This window comes from [Clostridium] ammoniilyticum, from assembly GCF_025566905.1.
GTDB classification, from domain to species: Bacteria; Bacillota_I; Bacilli_A; order Erysipelotrichales; family Coprobacillaceae; genus Faecalibacillus; species Faecalibacillus intestinalis.
The window spans coordinates 1-22,408 of the sequence record NZ_JAOQJR010000006.1 but is presented as its reverse complement, the minus strand read 5'-3'; the positions used below and the strand labels follow the sequence as shown (position 1 = coordinate 22,408).

Here is a 22,408-nt window from a genome sequence, read left to right as displayed (position 1 = left end):
CTATCTAAGTCCAATATCATGACGATAGTACATACCATCGAATGTAATAATTGTAGCAGTTTCATAGACTTTCGCAAGTGCTTCTTGTAAATTTGCTCCTCTTGCACACACATTTAAAACACGTCCACCATTTGTGACAAGTTTACCATCTTTTAAAGCTGTTCCCGCATGGAAAACAACAATATCATCACTTACTTTGTCAATATTTTTAATTTCAATTCCTTTTTCATATTTACCTGGATATCCACCACTTGCTAGAACAAGACAAGCCACGTGGTCATCTGACCATTTGACATCTACTTGATCTAAAGTATAAGTCGCACAAGCATCCATAATTTCATAAAGATCACTTTCTAAACGAAGAAGGATTGATTGTGTTTCAGGATCACCAAAACGGACATTAAATTCAAGTACTTTCGCTTGATTATTTTCAATCATTAAACCAATGAAAACAACTCCACGATAGTCCATTTGATCTTCTTTAAGTCCTTGCATAAATGGATCAAGAATATCTTTTTTTAAGACTTCGTCCATACCTTCTGGTAAAAATGGATTTGGAGAAACAGTTCCCATACCACCTGTATTAGGTCCTTTATTTCCATCAAAGATTTGTTTATGATCTTTTGCTGAAACCATTGGTACAATTGTTTTACCGTCTGTAAAACAAAGTAAAGAACATTCAAATCCTGTTAAGAATTCTTCTAATACAACTTTACTTCCGGCACCATCTAAAGCACCATCAACCATCATTTCTTTTAAAGTAGAAATGGCATCTTCTTTATTTTCAACAATGACAACACCTTTTCCAGCAGCTAAACCATCTGCTTTGATTACTAATGGAAAATCAAAGTGATCAACTTCTTTACAAGCTTTTTCAAAGTCTGTGACTTCAACATATTTTGCTGTAGGAATATGATGTCTGACCATAAAATCTTTAGAGTAAGCTTTGCTTCCTTCTAAAGTTGCCGCCTTTTTTTGAGGACCAAAAGCTTTATAACCCGCTTTTTCAATATCATCAGCAAGCCCTTTACATAAAGGAACTTCTGGACCGATGACAGTTAAATCAATTTGATTTTTTTTAATAAAATCAACAATAAATTCATTATCTTCTACTGAACCAGGTACACATGTACCTAAACTTGCAATACCAGGATTTCCTGGTATTGCATAAAGTTCAGTTACTTTTGGACTTTGTTTTAATTTATAAGCAATCGCATGTTCACGACCACCACTACCGATTACAAGAACTTTCATATAAGCCTCCTAGTGTCTAAAGTGTCTATATCCGCTAAATACCATAGGGATATTTTTTTCATTACATAAATCAATTGAATCTTGATCTCTAATTGAACCACCTGGTTGAATAATTGCTTGAACACCTGCATCTGCAGCCACTTGAACACAGTCATTGAATGGGAAGAAAGCATCTGAAGCAAGTACTGAACCATTGAAATCTTTATCTGGATTATTATGAATAGCATTTTCTAAAGCCCATACTCTTGATGTTTGTCCTCCACCAATAGCAAGTGTTACACCATTTTTAACAATACAGATCGCATTTGATTTTACATATTTAACAACTTTCATACCAAATTCCATATCTGTAAGTTGTTCTTTTGTAGGTTGTGCATTTGTCACAACTTTCATTTCATCAATCATTTTTGTATTTAATTCTTGAACTAATACTTTTCCTTCAAGATATTTAATATCATATTTAGCACCACGTGCATCTAAGTTTTTAAGTTTTAAAATACGTAAGTTTTTCTTTTTCTTTAAGATTTCTAAAGCATCATCATCAAAATCTGGTGCAGCTACGATTTCTAAGAAAATCTTATGCATTTGTTCAGCTGTTGCTTTATCGATTTTATAGTTAACAGCAACGATTCCACCAAAGATAGATTGAGGATCAGCTTCATAGGCTTTCATATAAGAATCATAACCTGTATTTCCAATAGCAACACCACAAGGAGTTGAATGTTTGATAGCTGCTGTAACGATTTGATCTCCAAATTCTCTAACAAGTGCAACAGCTCCATATAAATCGTTTACATTGTTAAATGAAATTTCTTTACCATGAAGTTGTTCATAATCTAATAAAGATTTTTGAACATAGCTATCTTCATATTTATTAGCTGCTTGTTGAGAGTTTTCACCATAACGTAAATGTTCTACTTTCTTTAATGAAAGATTTAATGTATCTGGGAATTGATCTCCAACTTGATCTGCAAAGTATCTTGAAATCATTGCATCATAAGCACCTGTCATAGAGAATGCTTTATAAGCAAGATTCATTCTGAAATCAAAATCAGTTGTATCATTTTTAATCGCATCTAAAACATTGTCATAATCTTTTGGATCTGTAACAATTAAAACATCTTTAAAGTTTTTAGCTGCTGAACGAATCATTGATGGTCCACCAATATCAATATTTTCAATCATATCTGGTAAATCTTTACCAGCTTTTAAAGCTTTTTCAAATTCATATAAGTTGACACATACTAAATCAATTGGATGAATGCCGTGTTTTTTAATTGTTTCAACATGACTAGGTAAATCTCGACGATATAAAAGTCCTCCATGTACCATTGGATGAAGTGTTTTAACACGTCCATCTAACATTTCAGGAAATCCTGTCACATCATCAATTGCAATACAAGAAACCCCATTTTCTTGTAAAACTTTCATTGTACCTCCTGTTGATACAATTTCAAAACCTAATTCTACTAATCCTTTAGCAAAATCAACAACCCCATCTTTATTTGTAACTGAAATTAAAGCTCTTTTCATTTAAATTACCTTTGCCTTTCCATCAATAATTTTTATCTTATTATCACAATATAACCCTACAACTTCAGGTAATAATTTATGTTCAATCTCTAACACCCTTTTTTGAATATCATCCGCTGTATCTAAATCCGATATATCACAAGCAACTTGTTTAATAATCGGTCCCCCATCGACAATATTTGAAACAAAGTGCACGGTTGCCCCCGAAACCTTTGCACCACGTTGTAATACAGCTTCATGAACATGCATTCCATACATTCCTGGTCCACAAAAAGAAGGAATAAGGGAAGGATGAATGTTCATAATTTTATTTGGATATGCATCAATTAACTCATCCGTTAAAATTGCTAGATAACCCGCTAAGACAATAAAATCAATATTTCTTTCTTTTAACATCTTTACAATCAAAGCATCATCTTTTTTGACAACCGCTGTTTCAATCCCAGCATCTTTAGCTCTTTGTAAGCCATAAGCCTTTTGACGATTAGAAAGAACAAGAGCGATTTCGCCATTGATCTTTCCTTCGTTTTTGGCATCAATAATAGATTGTAAATCTGTTCCTCCACCAGAAACAAAGACCGCAAATTTTAGCATAGATCCACGCCCTTATCTCCTTCAACGATATTTCCAACAACATAGCATTTGTCTCCTGCATCTTCAATAGCTTTCATTGTTGCATCAACATCTTTTGGATTAACTGCAATTACCATACCAAGACCCATATTGAATGTGTTATACATCATATGTTCTTCAATATTTCCATTTTTTTGAATTAAATCAAATAAAGCTGGTACTGGATAACTATCTTTTTTAATAACTGCTCTTACATTTTCAGGAAGCATTCTTGGAACATTTTCAAAGAAACCTCCACCTGTAATATGAGAGCATCCTTTAATTCTAACACCCGCATTTTTTACATTTTTTAAAGCTTTTACATAAATACGTGTTGGTTCAATTAAAGCTTCTCCTAAAGTTTTTCCTAATTCATCATAGTATACATCTAATGATTCTTTTGTCATTTCAAACACTTTTCTAACAAGTGAAAAACCATTTGAATGAACACCACTTGAAGCAATACCAATAAGTGTATCTCCTGCTTTAATTGTTGAACCATCAATAATATCTTTTTTATCAACAACACCTACAGCAAAACCAGCTAAATCATAATCATCTTCAGGCATTAAACCTGGATGTTCAGCAGTTTCACCACCAACTAAAGCACATTCAGATTGTAAACATCCTTCAGCAACACCACTTACAATTGAAGCAATCTTTTCAGGATAGTTTTTACCACAAGCAATATAATCTAAGAAGAAAAGTGGTTCTCCTCCAGAACAAGCAATATCATTGACACACATCGCTACAGCGTCAATACCAATTGTATCGTGTTTATCCATCACAAAAGCAAGTTTTACTTTTGTTCCACAACCATCTGTTCCTGATAATAAAACCGGTTCTTCCATATTTTTAATTCCACTTAAATCAAAAGCACCAGCAAAACCACCAAGTCCTCCTAAAACTTCAGGACGCATTGTTTTTTTAACATGTTCTTTCATTAATTCTACTGATTTATAACCTGCTTCAATATCGACTCCAGCTTTTTTGTAATCCATCTTTATTCTCCTTAATTATTTATTTTGCATTCTTGCTAGAACTGCTTTATAAGTTTCAATTAAATCTCCAATATCTTGTCTAAATACATCTTTATCATATTTTTGGTTTGTATCAACATCCCATAAACGACATGAATCTGGTGAAATTTCATCAGCTAATAAAATTGTACCATCAGCTGTTTTACCAAATTCAATTTTAAAATCAACAAGTTTTAAATTCATTGATAAGAAGAATTCTTTTAATAATTCATTGATTTTTAATGTTGTTTCTTTGATGTATGCTAATTCTTCTCTTGTTGCAAGTTTTAAAGCAACAGCATGATCATCATTGATTAATGGATCACCATATTCATCATTTTTATAACTCATTTCAAAGATTGGTTCATCTAAAACAATTCCTTCAGGTGCTCCTAATCTTCTACAGAAAGATCCAGTTGTAATATTTCTAATAATAACTTCTAATGGGAAGATATCTACTTTTTTAACTAAGATATCTCTTTCATTTAATTTTTTAATCATGTGTGTTTTGATTCCAGCTTCTTCTAACATATCAAAGATAATACAAGAGATTGTATTATTTAAAACACCTTTACCTTCAAACTTATCATGTTTAACACCATTTCCTGCTGTTGCATCATCTTTATAATGAATTAAATATTCATCTTCCTTTTCAGTTTTGTAAACTTGTTTTGCTTTTCCTTCATACAATAATTCTGCCATTTTTCTTTTCCCCCTATTTGTATTTTTCTATGACTTCATCGTTAGCTTTCATTGCGTCAGCTTCCATTTGTTTTCTTTCTTTAAGTAGCCCTTCTTTGATTTCACTATGTTTAATAGCCATAATTTGAAGTGCTAAATAAGCTGCATTTTTACTTCCATTAATAGCAACAGTCGCTACTGGAATACCCGAAGGCATTTGAACAATGGATAATAAAGCATCCATTCCATCTAAATTACTTCCTGCAATCGGAACACCAATAACTGGTAAAACTGTTTGACTAGCCACCACACCTGGAAGGGCTGCTGCCATTCCTGCAGCAGTAATAATAACTTCTGTTCCATCCGTTTCTGTTTCTTTAATAAAACTTGAAAGTCCTAAATGTGCTCTATGAGCAGATAAACAACGAACATTCACTTCAACACCATAATTTTTCAAAATCGAAATAGCTGGTTCAACTTTAGGTAAATCAGAAGTTGAACCCATGATAATAGCAACTTTCATCTTTCTCTCCTTTTTAGAATAATCCTATAATTTTTCCATCTTCATCAATATCCATATTGACAGCGGCTGGACGTTTTGGAAGTCCTGGCATACGCATAATATCACCAGAAATAGCAACCAAGAATCCTGCTCCAGCAGATGGAATAATATCATTGATTTTAACAGTAAATCCTGTTGGTCGACCAAGTAAAGAAGCTTGGTCAGATAATGAGTATTGTGTTTTAGCAACACAAATTGGTAATTGACTTAATCCTTGTTCTGTATATTTTTTAATTTTATTTTTTGCTTTCTTTGTAAATTCAACACCATCTCCACCATAGATTTCTTTAACAATTGTTTCAATCTTTTCTTCAATTGATAAATCTAAATCATAAAGTGGATGATAATTAGCTTCTTTTGTTTCTAAAATATTTAATAACTTTTCAGCAAGTTCGATTCCACCATCAGCACCTTTTTCCCAAACTTTACTAATAGCTACTTCAACACCAAGTTTCTTGCAACATTCATTCAATAATTGAAGTTCCACTTCTGTGTCTGTTGGAAAAGCATTAATAGCAACGATACAAGGTAAATCGAATTTTGCAATGTTTTCAATATGCTTTTCTAAGTTTCCTAAACCAGCTTTTAAAGCTTCCAAATTTTCATTTCCTAAATCTTTTTTAGCAACACCACCATGCATTTTTAAAGCTCGAACAGTTGCAACAATAACAACTGCTTCAGGATTTAAATTTGCTTGACGACATTTAATATCTAAGAATTTTTCAGCTCCTAAATCAGCACCAAATCCAGCTTCAGTAATCGCATAATCCCCTAACTTGATAGCAAGTTGAGTGGCCATAACAGAGTTACATCCATGGGCAATATTTGCAAATGGACCCCCATGAACAAATACTGGTGTGTGATCTAAAGTTTGAACTAAATTTGGTTTAATCGCATCTTTTAATAAAAGTGTTACCGCTCCTGTTGCTTCAATATCATCAACAGTAACTGGTTTTCCATCATAAGTATAAGCGACAATCATTTTTGCAGCTCTTTGTTTTAAATCTTCTAAAGAAGTTGCTAAACAAAGAATTGCCATAACTTCACTAGCAACGGTAATATCAAATCCATCTTCACGAGGAACCCCGTTTACTTTACCACCGAGTCCACAAACAGTATGACGTAATGCACGATCGTTTAAATCGACCACACGTTTCCAAACGATTTGTCTTACATCGATATTAAGTGGATTCCCTTGATGAATGGAATTATCAAGCATCGCTGCAATTAAGTTGTTTGCAGCAGTGATTGCATGAATATCTCCTGTAAAATGAAGGTTGATATCTTCCATTGGAACAACTTGCGCATATCCTCCACCAGCAGCTCCACCTTTGATTCCAAAACATGGACCAAGCGATGGCTCACGCATTGCAACTATAGATTTCTTTCCTAATTTGTTAAGTGCTTGTGATAATCCAATCATTGTTGTGGTTTTTCCTTCACCTGCAGGCGTTGGATTAATTGCTGTTACTAAGATCAATTTTCCATCTTCGTTTTGATCTAGTTTTTTAATAGCTTCAAGAGAAATCTTTGCTTTATATTTTCCATATAATTCTAGATCATCCTCATCTAAACCAACTTTTTGAGCAACTTCAACAATTGGTTTCATCTTTGCACTTTGTGCAATTTCTACATCAGTTAACATTGTCGTTCATCCTTTCTTTTTTTCTTTTTGATTGATTCTATTAACCACTTTCATTATATTACAAGACAATATGTGAAACTAGTTTTTTTACTCTACCAACCAAAAAAAGAGCCCACTCATCCAGACTATTATTAGCCCAGACGGTCGACTCTTTTACACGATTATACTCCCTGTGGTTTATTCCACTTCCGTCAGTCGTATAACTTAACTGCATAATATCAAAAAATGTCTCTTTTAGCAACACCAAAATATTTTTTATTTTACCTAAAAATCAATTTTCCAACAATCTATCATTCTTTTTAATCATTTAATAATTTTTCAAAACCTTTTTTATTTAACAAAATATGTGAAACATATTTTCCATTTTTAAAAACTGCCCAATTATTAAAAATACATGGTATGTTTTTTGCTTTTTCCAAAGTATCAACTTTAATAAAATCAACTTGTATATTACAATCTTTCATGTATTCTTTAATTTCGTATATACAATTTAATGTAAAAGGACATTGTGGTGAATAATATATTGTTATATGATTTGAATCAATCATCATTTGTTTAACATTTTTACAAAAAGAAGGTTTTTGATGATTAAAAGATAACGATAATAATTCATAATCTTCAATTTGATCAACAACTTCAAATCCATATTTTAAAAAGAATTTTTTATCTGCCAGATAAGATTTCTTCTTTTTAGAAGATATTACACAAACACCTTGCTTTCCTTTCTTTTTAGCATCATTAATAACATATTCCAATAATTGCTTACCATAACCATGACCTTTAAATTTTCCCGAAACCCATAAACAATAAATATATAGAAAACCATTACCTTCGATAGGAACCCATGCTTTTTCTAGAGGTGCATATTCAACAAATACTTTTCTTTGAACATTAAGTTTTCTAAAAACATGACCTTCTGTTATTCTCTTTTTTAACCATTCCTTTTTATTAAAAACACCTTCAAAATGTTTTTTATCACTTATAGCACAACAAATATGTTCTTGATCAATATTATCTAAAGTGATATTTATGTATTCTTCCACCTATTTCCCCTCCATATTTTTCACACCATTGATTAAAATATTTAATGAAAAATCAAAACTTTTTTGAATAGAAAGAGGATGTCCAAAAGCTTGGTGATTCACAAGTAGAACATAGCCTTCTAAAAAAACTCTAAGTGTTCTAATAAAATGGTTTATCGTTTCATCACTTAAATTTTGCTTCCTAAGTATTTTAAAAAGTATATCAAAAGTATTATGTGTTACTTGATTTCCCTCTTCTATCATATATTTATTGTACCAAAGCATGGCTTCGAAAATTCCTTTATTTTCTGTTGCATAATCATAAAAAGCATATGCCATACATTTTATGGCCTCATAGCCACTTTCCCCAACAATAGAAAGAAGCATTTTTTCTTCTAATTGTTTCCAACCATAGAGACTAATTTTATTTTTTAAATCTTCCAAATTAGAAATACGATTATATAAAGATGGAGATTTTATTTTTAATTTTTTAGCCACTAAGATAAATTGGCAAACCCTTCTTGATTGATAATTTCTATAGTTACTTCTACACCTTGGATAAGTCATAGTATCCTCCTTAACTAACTATATTAGTATTATAACTAATTGAATTAGTTAAAGCCATTTTTAAACAAAAAGATACTATTTTTATAAATAACGTATCAATTATATTTGTTTACATTCTAACAATTTTTCTAACCGTGTTAGCCGTTCTAATTGTTAACTTTTTACTAACATTTGTATTTGCTGTTTTAGGCCATCAGTTTGTTTTTTGATAATCTTTTCGACTAAATGACCAAAAAATAACATCTTTATAATTTTGAATTTTTTCCAATCCTTCTTTAGCTTCACCAATTTCTTCAAAAACTTCTTTAAAAGTGACTGGAGGAATCATAAATATTAAATTATCATAGATTATTTTATCATCACTGCCCCACCAAATTGGTGCATGTTCTAAAATAACTTTTAGCTTACCTTGTTCTAAAACAAAAACAGGTATTTTAAAATCATAGTTTTTCTTTAACATCTCCTCAATTTGTTTTGTAATCTTTTCAATATTTTCTCGACTTGAAAAAATAACATTTCCACTATTTAAATAAGTTTTAACATCTTCAAACTTTAAACTTTCAAACTCTTTTTTTAACTCTGCCATCACTACTTTATTTTTACCACTGATATTAATTCCTCTAAGCAAAGCCATATATCTTTTCATATAACCACTCCTTATCTAGCTCTATTTTAACATATAAATAAAGACTACAAACGTAGCCTCTATAAGATAATATTTTAAGAGTTTCTTCCAAACCCTCATATAAAACAGCACACTTTTGGGATAAACACTTAACTTCTTCATTGCCAAAATCATCCATGGTCTTTCTTCAGGCAAGTTTGGAAATAACGCTTTTCCCATTTCGTCCACGGTCTTTTCCATCATCTTTAAAACAATTTCTTGAGTGATCGTTAAAGATATGTCTTCATATTTTATTCCTTTTTATTTCATTCTTGATAAGAATCATCTGGATCTCCATATTTTTGAATAGCATCTTTTAATTCTTTTTTATTTAAATTTCTTTTTAAGCAAGATATTTTCTTCATATTGGTAATGTGGATAGCAAAAATGTGGCCTTACAAAAATATTATCTACATAGAGTACAATATGTTGATCATATTTTTCTACCTTTTCATCAAAATCAAGACTGTACATTATATAACTTTTACCTATTTCTAAAACAATTCCCGTTGTCAATACAACAGAAATAAGTGCTATACTTTTCTTTTTCCACCCCATTAACAAGACTTTCAATTTCTTTTGTAATTTATAAGCAAATATAATCAATAAAACCCGCTAAATAAAACATATTATGAAGGCTATTTTGATTGCTTAGGAAGGAATATAAGACCATCTTTCATCTAAAAGCTTTCACCATTAAAGAAAAGAATCGTTATAAAAATAAATAACAATATAATTATTTATTCCCTTTATTTTTCACAATTTTTATTTTTTTCATAACAACTTATTTATATCTACACATGTTTTAACATGGAAAGCTTGACATATAATTTTATAACATTTGTAAATTAAAAAAGCTTAAAGAATACTCTTTAGCTCATTTAAATTATTTAATCTTCAATTGTTCAAAACGATAACGTGGTTTGCCAACACTTTTCTTTCCATATTCAATTACCTCTTGCGGACAATAACAAATACAAGCCATACAGTGTGTACAATTCTTTCCCCAAACAGGTTTTCCATCAATAAGTTGAATATTATTCATTGGACATTTCTTAACACATTGATTGCAACCAGTACATGTATCCTTGACTTTAAAAGCAGCAGCTTTAACAAAGAAATGATAAAAAAGAGGATTAACAAGTCCGCTCATAAAACGATCATAAAGATTATGACATGGTTTCAAAAAAGCTTTTCCTTCTCTAATATATTTAATAGTTTCCTTTATATTTATTTCTGCTTTTTCTACGATTCCTTTTGCCTCTTCTAATTGTGGAGCATTAAACATCGCAATATAGTTTTCCGGCATAAGGATTTGTTTTGTTCCCATATAGTCTAAATGTTTATCATTTGCAAGCATTAAGTTATACTTTGTAGCATTCCCTATCTCACTACCACAATTCATAACAAACCAAATACGTTTTGCACCAATGAATTTAGTTTTATAAAGCCAATTGGAAACAATTTTTGGAATACGCCAAGCATAAGTTGGAACAACAAGGATAACATCGCCTCCTGTTTCTATTGACGAATAATTATTCGTTTTTATTTTTTCATTTAAATCTACTATATTATCTTGCAATTCATCTGCAATTCTTTGTGCTATATAGCGACTATTCCCTGTTCCTGAATAACATAAAATCATCTATTACACTCCTTTTTACATAATAATTTCTGATTTGAAATATTTTTCTTGAAATTCAACTTGCTTTTTTATTTCTTCTTTTGTATATGACTTATTTAGAGGGACAACAACCCATTTTTCTTTCAAAGTACATTCATTGTTAAGTCTTCAACTTTTTAATAATTTTACTTTGGATATCTATTAACATTCCTTCCAATTCTTTATTCAATAGAATTTTTAATACAAATCCATTTTAGCACAAACTAAAAAAGAAAAACTAAGAAACGTTAATGTCCCTTATGTTTTTCTTTTTTCTTTTGTTGTTTCAAAGCAAACAAACGCATTTTATCTAATTCTTTTTGTTTTTTATTTTGTAATATGTGCTCTGATTTGCTTTGATCATGTTGTAATTTTAATGCCTGTTGAGATTTTGTTCCAACTCCTTGTAATTGGACTTGTTTTCTAACATCACGTTGTCTTTTTTTATAATTTTTCTGTTTTTCAATTACAACATTTTCAACAGCTGGACTAAAGTTTAATTGATTATACTTTTTTAAAATAAAATTCCTTATTTCATAATCCTTAGGTTCTTTATAAAATGTTAGTTTGGATACAGTTAATTTTCCATCTTCATTGCACTCCAAAACTCCTACCCAAAAAGGATTTTCAAAAAATACAGTTAATTTACAACTTGTCTTGTCCATGGTTACCCTCCTTTATATAAATAAACAAAGAATGGACAACCCGGAGGGGGCAGGTTACTTACCTATTAAAATAGACGGCTGGGCTACCTACCAGCTCTAGTACAATTTGTACATTGCGTTTTTATCTTTGCAATCCTATTTTATCATATTTTAATTATTTCTCTACCACACAATAACAAACACCTTCAGGTGCTTTTATGGGATCATCTTTATAATAGACATTATAATTAGATATGTATTTTTCTGTTACTGTTTGATGGTTTTCATGTTGAATAATTGTGAGATGACATTGATTTAATATTTCTTTAAGTTCAGCAAAACTGTATTTTGCTTTCATTGATTCATCAGCTTCTTTTGCCAACATTTCATTGATTTTTGTTTCTTTACTTTCTTGAATACTTGGGTAATCAAAAACAAGATGACTTCCTTTTAAGAGATATTTAGATAATTGTTTTAACATCTTTTTAAATTCATCTTTTGTAAGATAATAGCTTAGTCCTAACATACTACTGATTGAAAGCTGGTCTTCTTGATAATCACTTTGTAATAAAGTATTAATCCAATTTTCTTGACTTAAATCAATTGATAAGAATTGAATATTTTCAATATCAACATCTTTACATCTTTGTCTTTTATCTTCAATTACTTCTTTTTTATCAATTTCAAAAACATGCATTTGATTTTGATAATAATATGCAAACGAATCATAACCCGATGCAAAATCTAAATATTGTTGACATCCCTTTTCTTTCATCTCTTCAATCGCTTCTTTACAAAAAGCACTTCTTACTAAAACAGAAGGCGATAGTTGATGATCAACAATCCATTTTAAAGCTTCTTCTTCACTTCCTTTAAAAGTGGGATTAAAAAATGAAATTCCCTGTGACATATTTAACCCAATCATTTCATACTCTTTTTCTGTAATTAATTTTATTGAAAGAAGATCATCAAAAATTTTAATATCCTTATTTTTTTGATGATATGCTCTTGCAAACAAACTTACTAATGCTGTCATATTTTGTTCCATAAAATTACCTCCATATATTTAATACAAGACTTTTACAGAAATGACTAGTCTTGAAAAAAAGCCCATTTTGTGGTAATATAAAGGTAGAAAAAAGAAAGAAATGAGAAAAAATTTCCCATTTCTTTTTATTTAGAGTTCTTAAAACCATTAAACCAAGCACGCTCATCAAATGATTTCTTTTTTGTTTTTATAATATTTTTCTCTTTTGGAATGCCAATTGGCAAAAAGCATACCAATTCATAATCATCTGGTACATTTAATATATGTGCCATTTTTTTACCGATTTGATCTTCATCAGTAATATGCCCTTCATACCAACAGCTTTGATATCCTAAAGCAATGATTGCTAGTAACATATTTTCAATCGCTGCTGAATAATCCTGTATGGCAAAACATTTATCACGATATGCATAGATACGTTGAGTGAGAACACAAATGGCAGTAGGAGCACTTTGTCCTATTGGCGGATCTATAACATTGAGTAATTGTTTTAAAATATGTGGATCATCAATCGCAATAAAACTTGTTGTTTGTTTATTACATCCAGAAGGAGCGTCGATTCCTGCTTGCATTATTTTGATAAGATCCTCTCTTTTTACTGGAACTGCTTGATATTCTCCACGAAAACTATGTCTACTATGAATTAATTCTAGAAAAGTATTCATTTTTACCCTTTTAATAACTATATTTCTTAATCTTTTCCATGACTCTACTTGCTTGTTCATCTTGTAAAATATATGGTTGATAATCATTTCTTCCTCTTGATGAAGTTAAAGAACATGGAATAATTTGTACTTGATATCCTGTTTGTGTCGTTCCTTTAAAAGAATAAGAGAGTTGATAAATCATTGTGTCTGTATCACTTGGATTACGATTACCACCAAAACAGAAATTACCTAATGAATAAATAATAGGCTTTCCATTATACGTTTCTGTTCCTTGAACAACATGAGGATGTGAACCAATGACAGCATCTGCTCCAGCATCAATGGTAAACTTAGCCAGTGATCTTTGATCTTCATTAGCTTGATATTGTCTTTCAATACCCCAATGATAATAAACAAAAACAAGTTGGCATTGTTCCTCATTTTTTAAATGATTGATCGCATTTTGAATTTTTTGATGACCACTTTCATTATTCATAGATACCGAAAGTGAACGATAACCAAGGAATCCACACTTGATGCCTTTGATTTCTTTTATATAAGAATCATCATAACCAAAATGACCAATAGAAGCTTCATCTAAATATTTTTTTGTATCTTGAAGACCTGCTTCATAATAATCTTCACTATGATTATTGGCGAGGGTAACTGCTTCTACTGATGAAGAAGTCAATATTTTTGTATATTCAGGAGCTCCACTAAAAGGAAATTCTTTTTCAAGATGATTACTTGCTGTTGTAAGAGGTCCTTCTAGATTAACAACTGTCAAATCATCTTTTTCAAAGACTTCTTTTACTTTCTTTAAAAAATATGTAGGATCACTTCCTTGTCTTTTATATTCTTGATTAAACGATCCATCATAAGCTTGTCCGGCATAGTTTCCAAATGTACAATCTCCAGCAAAAGAAATAGTAAAATTCACTTCAGCTTCTTCTTTCTTTTTCTCTTCTTTTTGTACTGTTTTTTCTTGTACCTTTTTAGGTGTTTCTTTTTTTGTAGATTGATTTACATTATTAAAAAGAAAAACACCTAAAGAAATAATAAGTACAGCTATTATAATAACAAATGCTACTTTTTTCTTATTTAATTTATGATTCATGAAATTCACCTCAATTTATTTTAACATATTCTAAAATATGTTAAAATACCTCTATTGGAGGAATAAAACATGATTGAAGAAATTATTGAAAATAAATTAGATTATGCATCTTTATTATGCGAAAGTGATCCTAATATTAATCTTGTTGAAAATTATTTAAGAGATGGAAGATTATTTGCTTACTTTGAAAAACAAACACCTCTTGCTTTTATTGCTGTTAAAGAAATCAATGATACTACCCTTGAAATTAAAAACTTACTTACTTTAGAAAATAATCGAGGACGTGGATATGGAAAATCCTTACTTCAATATATTGAAAATCTTTATCAAAACAAAACAACTTTTTTAATTGGTACCGCCAATAGTTCAATGACAAACATGCTTATTTATACAAAGCTTGGTTATCATTATAGTCATAAAATTGAAAACTTTTTCATTGATTATTATCCTCAAGAAATCTATGAAAACAACATGCAAGCAACAGATCTTCTTTACTTTAGCAAAACACGTGCAAACTAAAAGGATTCCTTACGAATCCTTTTTTGTATACTCTCTTAAGATATCAATATAAAGTTGTCCAAAACGACTTAGAATAGCTTTATTATGTGTAATATATCCTATTTCCATAAAATCATTCACATCTAAAGGAACCGCAATGATATCTTTTCCATTAAGCTGTTCATTAATGACTCCACTACAAATTGTATAGCCATTAAGACCTATTAATAAATTAAAGAGTGTTGCACGATCACATACTTTAATTTCTTTTTGGCTTTCTAAAGTACTCAGTATTTCCTCAGAAAAATAAAAAGAATTATGTTCTCCTTGTTCATAAGATAAACGTGGATATTCTTTTAAATCCTCTAAAGATACTTTATTTTTATTTGCGAGGGGATTATCTTTTCCAAGAAAAACATGAGGTTTTGCGATAAATAGACGATGAAATGTTAAGTCATTTTCTTTCAACGTTTTCTTTAAAACAACTTCATTAAATGAATTAAGATAAAGAACCCCAATTTCACTTTTAAGTTTGGCAACATCTTCAATAATTTCATAAGTTTGTGTTTCTCGAATCCTGAAATCATATTCCTTCCCACCATATTCTTTAATCAAAGAAACAAAAGCTTCTACGGCAAAAGAATAATGTTGCGTTGAAATACAAAATTCATGTTTAATATTATGATCCTGTAAATACTTTTCTTCAATCAAGTTTGTTTGTTCAATCACTTGTCTTGCATAACCTAAAAATTCTTCTCCCTGTCTTGATAAAATAACTCCTTTATTGGTACGAATAAAAATCGTAATACCTAATTCTTTTTCTAATTCTTTGATTGCATTTGTTAAACTTGGTTGTGATATATATAAACGTTTAGCAGCCTCTGAAAGTGTTCCTACTTGAGAAACTGTAATAACGTATCTTAATTGTGCTAATGTCATATTCTTCTCCTTTTTCTTTGTCATTATATCATAGCTTAACAAAAATAAAATTATTAAGATTTTATAAATCGACATTATTTTTATAGAATCGTTGTTAAAATGAAATCAATGAGGGAAGAGTCTCACAATCTGTGTGATGATATCAACAAACGCAAATAGTTTTTCTATTCTGGTACATCTTAAAGACAAGACTCGTTAAGGATTTCATCTTTAATGAGTTTTGTCTTTTTTTATTCAAAGGAGGAACCGTGATGTTTTATCAAAAAAGTAGTCAAGATATCTTAAAAGAATGTGAAAGTTCTTTAGAAGGATTATATGATTTTCAAGTAAAAAAACATAGTGCAAAGTATTGAAAAAGTATCCCTTTTTCAAATGATTCCGATTTATATTTTTTCTCTTCTTTCCTTTTTCCTTATTCAAGTAAAAAAATATTTTCTATAAAATAGAGGACACTTTTTTCATAATTTAAAAATCTTTCACTCCTTTTCTATGCTATAATAAGAAAACAGGATTTAGGGAGGGATTAGATGGAAAAAGATTTAACACATGGAAATACATTAAAACTGATTATTTCATTTTGTATTCCTTTAATTGGGGGAGCTATTTTCCAACAACTTTATAACGTCGTTGACACAATGATTGTAGGAAGATTTGTCGGCGTAGATGCTCTTGCTGCTGTTGGTTCAACTGGTTCATTAAACTTTTTAATTATTGGATTTGTTTTAGGACTTGCTGCTGGTTTTGGGATTCCTATTGCGCAAGCTTTTGGTGCTAGAGAAGAAAAAAGAATGCTTCAAACCATTATGAATGCATTTTACTTATGTATCTTCTTTTCAATTGTACTTACTGTCTTAACACATTTTACAACGGAAACATTACTTCAATGGATGCAAACACCTGCTAATATTTTTAAACAATCTTATGATTATATTTCAATTATTTTTTATGGTTTAACATGCACCATTGCTTATAACTTTTTAGCAAGTGTTTCACGTGCTTTAGGAGATAGTAAAACACCTCTTATTTTCTTAATTATATCATCGGTACTTAATGTTGTTTTAGATTTATCAATGATCATTAATTTTCATATGGGTGTTCGAGGTGCTGCCCTTGCCACAGTGATTGCCCAAGGAATCTCAGCTGTTTTATGTTTTATTTATATGGCTAAAAAATATCCTAATTTAAGATTTGATCATCATGCACGTTCTATAAGTTTTCCAATTATCAAAAAACTTATTAATATTGCCGTCCCAATGGCTTTACAATATTCAATTACGGCCGTAGGTGCTGTTATCTTACAAAGTGCCGTTAATACTTTAGGTTCAGCAAAAGTTGCTGCTATTGCTGCTGCCCAAAAATTATCGATGTTCTTTACACAACCAATGGATATGATGGGTTCTACAATGGCTACCTTCTCTGGACAAAATTTAGGTGCTGGAAAGATAGAGCGTATTTTTAAAGGAATTAAAGAATCTATGCTCCTTGTTATTGGTTATGGTATCGTTGCATGTATCTTTATGATTTTCTTTGGAAAATACCTTTCATTATTATTTGTTGCCGGTAATGAAACAAGCGTTATTAATGATGCTCAACAATTCTTGATTTGCAATAGTATTTTCTATTTTGTTTTAGGTATTCTATTTGTTTCAAGAAACACCATTCAAGGTTTAGGAAAATCCGCACTTACGATGCTTGCTGGGGCTGCTGAATTAGTGGCAAGAGCTTTTGTTGCCTTTGCCCTCGTTGGTAAGTTTGGTTATAATGCCATTTGTTTTGCCAATCCTATTGCTTGGTTTGCTGCTATCATTATTTTGATTCCAACACTGGTTATTTTGATGAACAAATTAAAAAAAGAACATAGTTAAAAGATATCGCAATTGCGATATCTTTTTTTACACACGTTTTTTATTTAAACGATTATGGATATTTTGCATTTTTAAATCAAGTTCAGAAATTGTTTTTGCACATTCTTGTAATTCTTCTTTAATATCTTCAGGAACATTATTATCTGTTTTATATTTAAGTTTATGTTCCAAAGAAGCCCAGAAATCCATCGCAATTGTACGAAGCTGTACTTCAACATGAATTGGTTTAGATCCTTCTGATAAGAAAATTGGTACTTCTAAAACAAGATGTAAAGACATATAACCACTTTCTTTTGGATTTGCAATATAATCTTTTACTTCAACTAAACGGATATCATCTTGATCTGTAAGTAATTGTGCTACCTTATAAACATCATCTACATAATTACAAATAACACGAACTCCCGCAATATCATGAATATTTTCTTCTAACGAACGTTCTGTTACAGGAATATCTTTATTAATAGCTTTTTTTAAAATACTTTCTGGCGATTTTAAACGAGATTCGATATGATGAATCGGATTATGATCATGTTTTACTTTAAATTCTGCATCTAATATTTCTAATTTTGTACGAATTTCTTTAATTCCTGCTTCATAAATTTGTTGCATTTTCATTAATTCTGAGACATTTTCATATAAAGTAGTTTTTGCTATTTGATTCACAACATTTTGTTTAATTTTTTGACTTGGTTTCATTTTAACACCTCATCTCTATTAAAGCCTAAAAAAATGAACTTGTCATTAACAAAAGAAAAATCTTTAAAGATTTTTCTTTAAAGATTTAATCACTAAGGTCTTCTCCATTAGAAGCAATAACTTTTTTATACCAATAGAATGAATCTTTTCTATAACGATCTAATGTTTTTAGATCAAATTCATCTCGATCTACATAAATAAATCCATAACGTTTAACCATACCTTCATGAGTAGAAATTAAATCAATTGCTGACCATGGGCAATATCCCATCATTTCTGCACCATCAGTAATCGCTAATTGAATTTGTTCAATATGTTTTCTTAAATATTCAATTCTGTATTGATCATGAACTTTTCCATCTTCAGTTAATTTATCATAAGCACCTAACCCATTTTCTGTAACAATCATTGGTAAACGATATCTTGAATACATTTCACGAATAGTTGCTCTAAAACCAAATGGATCAATTTCCCAACCAAAATCAGTATGAGGAAGATTTGGATTGGCAGCTCCTAGATAAACACCTTCTTCCATACGTGTTTTTTGTTGATCATGTCCAAATGTTTCTTCTTGGTTTTCATCACACCAAGCAACAGTTGCTGTTGAATAATAGTTGAAACCAATGAAATCTGGATGCCCATTTTTTAGAATTTCCATATCTCCTTCTTCGATATGAGGAGTTGCATTTCTTTTTTCCATAAAAGCCCCTGCAAGATGATTATATTCTCCATAAACAGCCATATCTAAGTAAAGCCAGTTACGAATCGCATTTAAGTTTTGAGCAGCTAATTGATCTTCAGGCTTACAACTTGCTGGATAAGCAAGAGAAATATTTGGTGCTGGTCCAATTTTTCCACCTTCTACCATTTCATGGCATAAAGCCATTGCTTTTGCTTGTGCTACTAACATATGATGATTTTGTTGGTAAAGAGATTTATATTTTTCTGGTCCTGTAAGGGTTGTTGTTCCAATAATATCTCCTGATAAAATTAAAACGTTTTGTTCATTGATCGTAAGCCAGTATTTAACACGATCACCAAAATTTTCATACATCACTTTAGCAAAATTAACAAACCAATCAATAGATTCACGTTTTTCCCAGCCACCTCTTTCTTCTAAGGCTTGTGGCATATCGAAGTGGAACATTGTCACTAATGGAATAATATTATATTTTAAACATTCATTAATAACATTATTGTAGAAATCAATTCCTTCTTGATTTACTTCACCTGTTCCTTGAGGTAAAATTCTTGACCATGAAATAGAAAAACGATAAACTTTAAAGCCCATTTCAGCCATTAAAGCAATATCTTCTTTATAACGATGATAAAAATCAGCGCATACTGTTAAATCAGATGTCCCTTCTGGTACTTTTTTGACATCTTGAACCGAAGGACCCTTTCCATGTGATAAGTTAGCTCCTTCTACTTGATAAGCAGATGTACTTGCTCCCCAAAGAAAGTCTTTAGGAAATGGTTTTAATTTTTTATGTAACATTCTTTCTTCCTCCTAGCATTACCTTTATTATACTCTTAAAGCAAAAAAACATCCATATGGATGTTTAGTCAATCAATTCATCAGCCTGGTAATCTCTAAATTTATGATAAACAGGTCCGGCATAAGCAACCATCAATTCGTCATAAACTTTACTTGATAATTTTTTTCCTACATAAAGCATTTCATATTTAACATCTTTTTCTACATATTTAAAGCCCATTTCTTGAAGTCCATTTCTTAAATAAAAGTTTTTACGATGAACACGTTGTTTGTAGTTATCATATTTTTCATCTACTTCTTCAATACATAACATAATGGTATGAGGATATCTCTTTTTCAACATTTGTAAAACACTACTTCCATAGCCATGACCTCTTTGAAGTTCATCAATAGCAAGATACAAAACATAGGATAAATTTTGATAGGTAATGACATACGTTAACCCAACCCATTTATTTTGATCATAGATTGATAAAAATTCTCCTTTACCTTTATTGTGTTTTTCTATAAGAGCTTTCCATGGTGCTCTTTCATCTTCAGGAAAAGCACTGTAATAAAGTTGACTTACTTGTTCAATATCATTTTCACTTATTTTCTTTAATTCCATATAATTCTCCTATTTATAGTATTTATCAAAATACGCTTTTAATGATTTTTTGATTGAAATATGATCCAATTTCATAGAGAAAACAAAACGTTCTTTTTCTTTAAATTCATTTCTTAACTCACCGATATGTTTTCTAAACGCTTCATATTGGACAATAATATCGTTTTCTTTCGCAAATTTTTGGATATTGTTTAAAATGTTTAAAGAATATCCAACATCAATTAAAAAGACACCATAAAATAAACCCACAAAGAATGAAAACCAAAGATTTCCGGCAAGCCATTCAATTGAATGAATGATATTAGGATGAATTAAAAAATAATAAATCGCACTTAATAAATACCAAAAGAAAGTAAACTTAGGACAAATGATTCCTTGAATATTAAACTTTTCATCACTATAATCCCAAAGCTTTACATGCATTCCTTTGATAAAAATAAGTCCTGCAAAATATTCAATTAAAGTAACCGATAAAGCCATTAGTAAAAAAAGTACCGTCTTTCTTAAATACACTCCATGAATAAATGAAACATTAATATGTGCCAGTAAATAAACGACACATAAACTAAAACCATAAAGTGGTAAATAAGGTCCTACTAAAAAACCAGGATTGATCCATTTTCTTGAAGGATTTGCTTTGGAAAAAAAGCGACGAAAAATAAGTTCTAAAAGCCATCCAGCTAAACTTCCTATAAAAAATATAAACGCTAAAATCAACCATTCTTTCATAAAATCACCTATTTCATTTTATTAAATAATATAGTAATTAGAATACTTTAAACAACCTAAAAAATCAAGTTAAAAAAATAAGGCTTCCGCCTTATAATGTACAAATCATTACTGTCATTGTTCCATCAAAATCAACTTCTTTTTGATCTGAACAAACTACAAAATGATCTCCTTTTTTCACTTCTTTTCCTTCTACTGTTCCTTGTCCTTCAATGATTGATACAAGTTGGAATGGTTTATCATTCTTTACTTTATTATAGCCTGTCATATCATATTTATTTAATGTTAAATAGTTAGATGATACAAGCTCTTTTCTTGTTCCATTTTCTATTGTTTCTTCTACTTGTTTTGCCAGATCATAAGGTTTATAAGGCACTGTTGTCACATCGATAGATTGTTTTACATGAAGTTGTCTTTCATTTCCATCTTTATCTTTTCGATGATAATCATAAACACGGTATGTGATATCTGATGATTGTTGTGCTTCATAGATCAATGACCCTTTACAGATAGCATGGATCGTTCCACTTGGAATATAGAAGAAATCTCCTTTTTTGATATCAAACTTATTTAATAATTGATCATAATCATCATTTTCAATAGCTTTTACAAGTTCTTCTTTTGTTTTAGCATGATGTCCCATGACCATCTTTGTATCTTCTTTACAGTCTAAGACATACCAGCATTCTGTCTTTCCTAATGAATTTTCATGAAGACCAGCATATTCATCATTTGGATGAACTTGTACAGATAAATCATTACAAGCATCAATGATTTTTACAAGCAATGGAAATTGTTTATCTTTGATATTTCCAAAAAGTTCACGATGTTCATCAAAGACTTTTGAAAGTGTTTGACCTTTAAATTCTCCTTCTTTGATTTTATTATCACCATT

Annotated in this window: 24 protein-coding genes and 1 riboswitch; of the genes, 2 read left to right on the top strand and 22 right to left on the bottom strand. The window is 30.3% G+C overall.

The window, feature by feature from the left end; genetic code table 11:
- From purD to OCV55_RS06935, 16 genes are all read right to left on the bottom strand, one after another.
- Nucleotides 1-1,254, bottom strand: coding sequence for a phosphoribosylamine--glycine ligase (purD, locus tag OCV55_RS07010; protein WP_147580215.1), 1,254 nt, complete (start codon nucleotides 1,252-1,254; stop codon nucleotides 1-3).
- 9 nt (nucleotides 1,255-1,263) lie between these two features.
- Complete coding sequence (gene purH / locus OCV55_RS07005; RefSeq protein ID WP_147580214.1) at nucleotides 1,264-2,787, bottom strand: bifunctional phosphoribosylaminoimidazolecarboxamide formyltransferase/IMP cyclohydrolase; 1,524 nt, start codon at nucleotides 2,785-2,787, stop codon at nucleotides 1,264-1,266.
- Nucleotides 2,788-3,381 carry a phosphoribosylglycinamide formyltransferase gene (gene purN / locus OCV55_RS07000; RefSeq protein ID WP_032090143.1) on the bottom strand — a complete coding sequence of 198 codons (594 nt, stop codon included), beginning with the start codon at nucleotides 3,379-3,381 and terminating at the stop codon, nucleotides 2,788-2,790.
- Complete coding sequence (gene purM, locus OCV55_RS06995) at nucleotides 3,375-4,400, bottom strand: phosphoribosylformylglycinamidine cyclo-ligase (RefSeq protein WP_147580213.1); 1,026 nt, start codon at nucleotides 4,398-4,400, stop codon at nucleotides 3,375-3,377. The genes purN and purM overlap by 7 nt, the downstream gene beginning before the upstream one ends.
- Before the next feature lie 15 nt (nucleotides 4,401-4,415).
- Nucleotides 4,416-5,120: a phosphoribosylaminoimidazolesuccinocarboxamide synthase gene (gene purC, locus OCV55_RS06990; protein WP_032090145.1), complete on the bottom strand. Its 705-nt coding sequence runs from the start codon at nucleotides 5,118-5,120 to the stop codon at nucleotides 4,416-4,418.
- 13 nt (nucleotides 5,121-5,133) lie between these two features.
- Nucleotides 5,134-5,622: a 5-(carboxyamino)imidazole ribonucleotide mutase gene (gene purE, locus OCV55_RS06985; RefSeq protein ID WP_022001457.1), complete on the bottom strand. Its 489-nt coding sequence runs from the start codon at nucleotides 5,620-5,622 to the stop codon at nucleotides 5,134-5,136.
- Nucleotides 5,623-5,635: 13 nt separating this feature from the next.
- Nucleotides 5,636-7,306, bottom strand: a complete 1,671-nt coding sequence (locus tag OCV55_RS06980) for a formate--tetrahydrofolate ligase (protein ID WP_147580212.1) — start codon at nucleotides 7,304-7,306, stop codon at nucleotides 5,636-5,638.
- Between the two features lie 127 nt (nucleotides 7,307-7,433).
- A riboswitch (ZMP/ZTP riboswitch) is annotated at nucleotides 7,434-7,515 on the bottom strand.
- A gap of 90 nt (nucleotides 7,516-7,605) precedes the next feature.
- Entirely contained in the window at nucleotides 7,606-8,349 is a 744-nt protein-coding gene (locus tag OCV55_RS06975; protein ID WP_147580211.1) for a GNAT family N-acetyltransferase, read from the bottom strand.
- Nucleotides 8,350-8,895 carry a TetR-like C-terminal domain-containing protein gene (locus OCV55_RS06970; protein ID WP_147580210.1) on the bottom strand — a complete coding sequence of 182 codons (546 nt, stop codon included), beginning with the start codon at nucleotides 8,893-8,895 and terminating at the stop codon, nucleotides 8,350-8,352.
- Between the two features lie 193 nt (nucleotides 8,896-9,088).
- Nucleotides 9,089-9,541, bottom strand: coding sequence for a DUF1697 domain-containing protein (locus tag OCV55_RS06965; RefSeq protein WP_394802857.1), 453 nt, complete (start codon nucleotides 9,539-9,541; stop codon nucleotides 9,089-9,091).
- A gap of 345 nt (nucleotides 9,542-9,886) precedes the next feature.
- A complete protein-coding gene (locus OCV55_RS06960) occupies nucleotides 9,887-10,165 on the bottom strand; it encodes a hypothetical protein (RefSeq protein ID WP_119363459.1) in 279 nt (92 codons plus the stop codon).
- A 280-nt stretch (nucleotides 10,166-10,445) separates the two neighbouring features.
- Complete coding sequence (locus OCV55_RS06955; protein WP_147580209.1) at nucleotides 10,446-11,204, bottom strand: EFR1 family ferrodoxin; 759 nt, start codon at nucleotides 11,202-11,204, stop codon at nucleotides 10,446-10,448.
- Between the two features lie 266 nt (nucleotides 11,205-11,470).
- A complete protein-coding gene (locus tag OCV55_RS06950) occupies nucleotides 11,471-11,887 on the bottom strand; it encodes a YjdF family protein (RefSeq protein ID WP_032090152.1) in 417 nt (138 codons plus the stop codon).
- Between the two features lie 154 nt (nucleotides 11,888-12,041).
- Nucleotides 12,042-12,914: a class I SAM-dependent methyltransferase gene (locus tag OCV55_RS06945; RefSeq protein WP_147580208.1), complete on the bottom strand. Its 873-nt coding sequence runs from the start codon at nucleotides 12,912-12,914 to the stop codon at nucleotides 12,042-12,044.
- A 125-nt stretch (nucleotides 12,915-13,039) separates the two neighbouring features.
- A complete protein-coding gene (locus OCV55_RS06940; RefSeq protein ID WP_267309856.1) occupies nucleotides 13,040-13,579 on the bottom strand; it encodes a nitroreductase family protein in 540 nt (179 codons plus the stop codon).
- A 10-nt stretch (nucleotides 13,580-13,589) separates the two neighbouring features.
- Nucleotides 13,590-14,678 carry a CapA family protein gene (locus tag OCV55_RS06935; RefSeq protein ID WP_147580206.1) on the bottom strand — a complete coding sequence of 363 codons (1,089 nt, stop codon included), beginning with the start codon at nucleotides 14,676-14,678 and terminating at the stop codon, nucleotides 13,590-13,592.
- 69 nt (nucleotides 14,679-14,747) lie between these two features.
- Between OCV55_RS06935 and OCV55_RS06930 the strand changes: the two genes are divergently transcribed.
- On the top strand, nucleotides 14,748-15,197 hold the full coding sequence (locus tag OCV55_RS06930; protein WP_119363463.1) for a GNAT family N-acetyltransferase: 450 nt from the start codon (nucleotides 14,748-14,750) through the stop codon (nucleotides 15,195-15,197).
- Between the two features lie 9 nt (nucleotides 15,198-15,206).
- Here OCV55_RS06930 and OCV55_RS06925 read toward each other — a convergent pair whose 3' ends face one another.
- Nucleotides 15,207-16,115 carry a LysR family transcriptional regulator gene (locus OCV55_RS06925; protein WP_147580205.1) on the bottom strand — a complete coding sequence of 303 codons (909 nt, stop codon included), beginning with the start codon at nucleotides 16,113-16,115 and terminating at the stop codon, nucleotides 15,207-15,209.
- Nucleotides 16,116-16,642: 527 nt separating this feature from the next.
- Between OCV55_RS06925 and OCV55_RS06920 the strand changes: the two genes are divergently transcribed.
- Nucleotides 16,643-17,980 carry an MATE family efflux transporter gene (locus tag OCV55_RS06920; protein WP_147580204.1) on the top strand — a complete coding sequence of 446 codons (1,338 nt, stop codon included), beginning with the start codon at nucleotides 16,643-16,645 and terminating at the stop codon, nucleotides 17,978-17,980.
- 27 nt (nucleotides 17,981-18,007) lie between these two features.
- Here the strand turns inward: OCV55_RS06920 and OCV55_RS06915 are convergent, their stop codons facing one another.
- The 5 genes from OCV55_RS06915 to manA all read right to left on the bottom strand — a co-directional run.
- A complete protein-coding gene (locus OCV55_RS06915) occupies nucleotides 18,008-18,679 on the bottom strand; it encodes a GTP pyrophosphokinase (protein WP_032090161.1) in 672 nt (223 codons plus the stop codon).
- Between the two features lie 85 nt (nucleotides 18,680-18,764).
- Nucleotides 18,765-20,177, bottom strand: coding sequence for a glycoside hydrolase family 1 protein (locus OCV55_RS06910; RefSeq protein WP_147580203.1), 1,413 nt, complete (start codon nucleotides 20,175-20,177; stop codon nucleotides 18,765-18,767).
- A 64-nt stretch (nucleotides 20,178-20,241) separates the two neighbouring features.
- Entirely contained in the window at nucleotides 20,242-20,784 is a 543-nt protein-coding gene (locus tag OCV55_RS06905; protein WP_052010871.1) for a GNAT family N-acetyltransferase, read from the bottom strand.
- A gap of 9 nt (nucleotides 20,785-20,793) precedes the next feature.
- Complete coding sequence (locus OCV55_RS06900) at nucleotides 20,794-21,513, bottom strand: putative ABC transporter permease (protein ID WP_032090163.1); 720 nt, start codon at nucleotides 21,511-21,513, stop codon at nucleotides 20,794-20,796.
- Between the two features lie 91 nt (nucleotides 21,514-21,604).
- On the bottom strand, nucleotides 21,605-22,408 hold an 804-nt coding region (gene manA, locus OCV55_RS06895), incomplete at its 5' end, for a mannose-6-phosphate isomerase, class I (protein ID WP_147580202.1).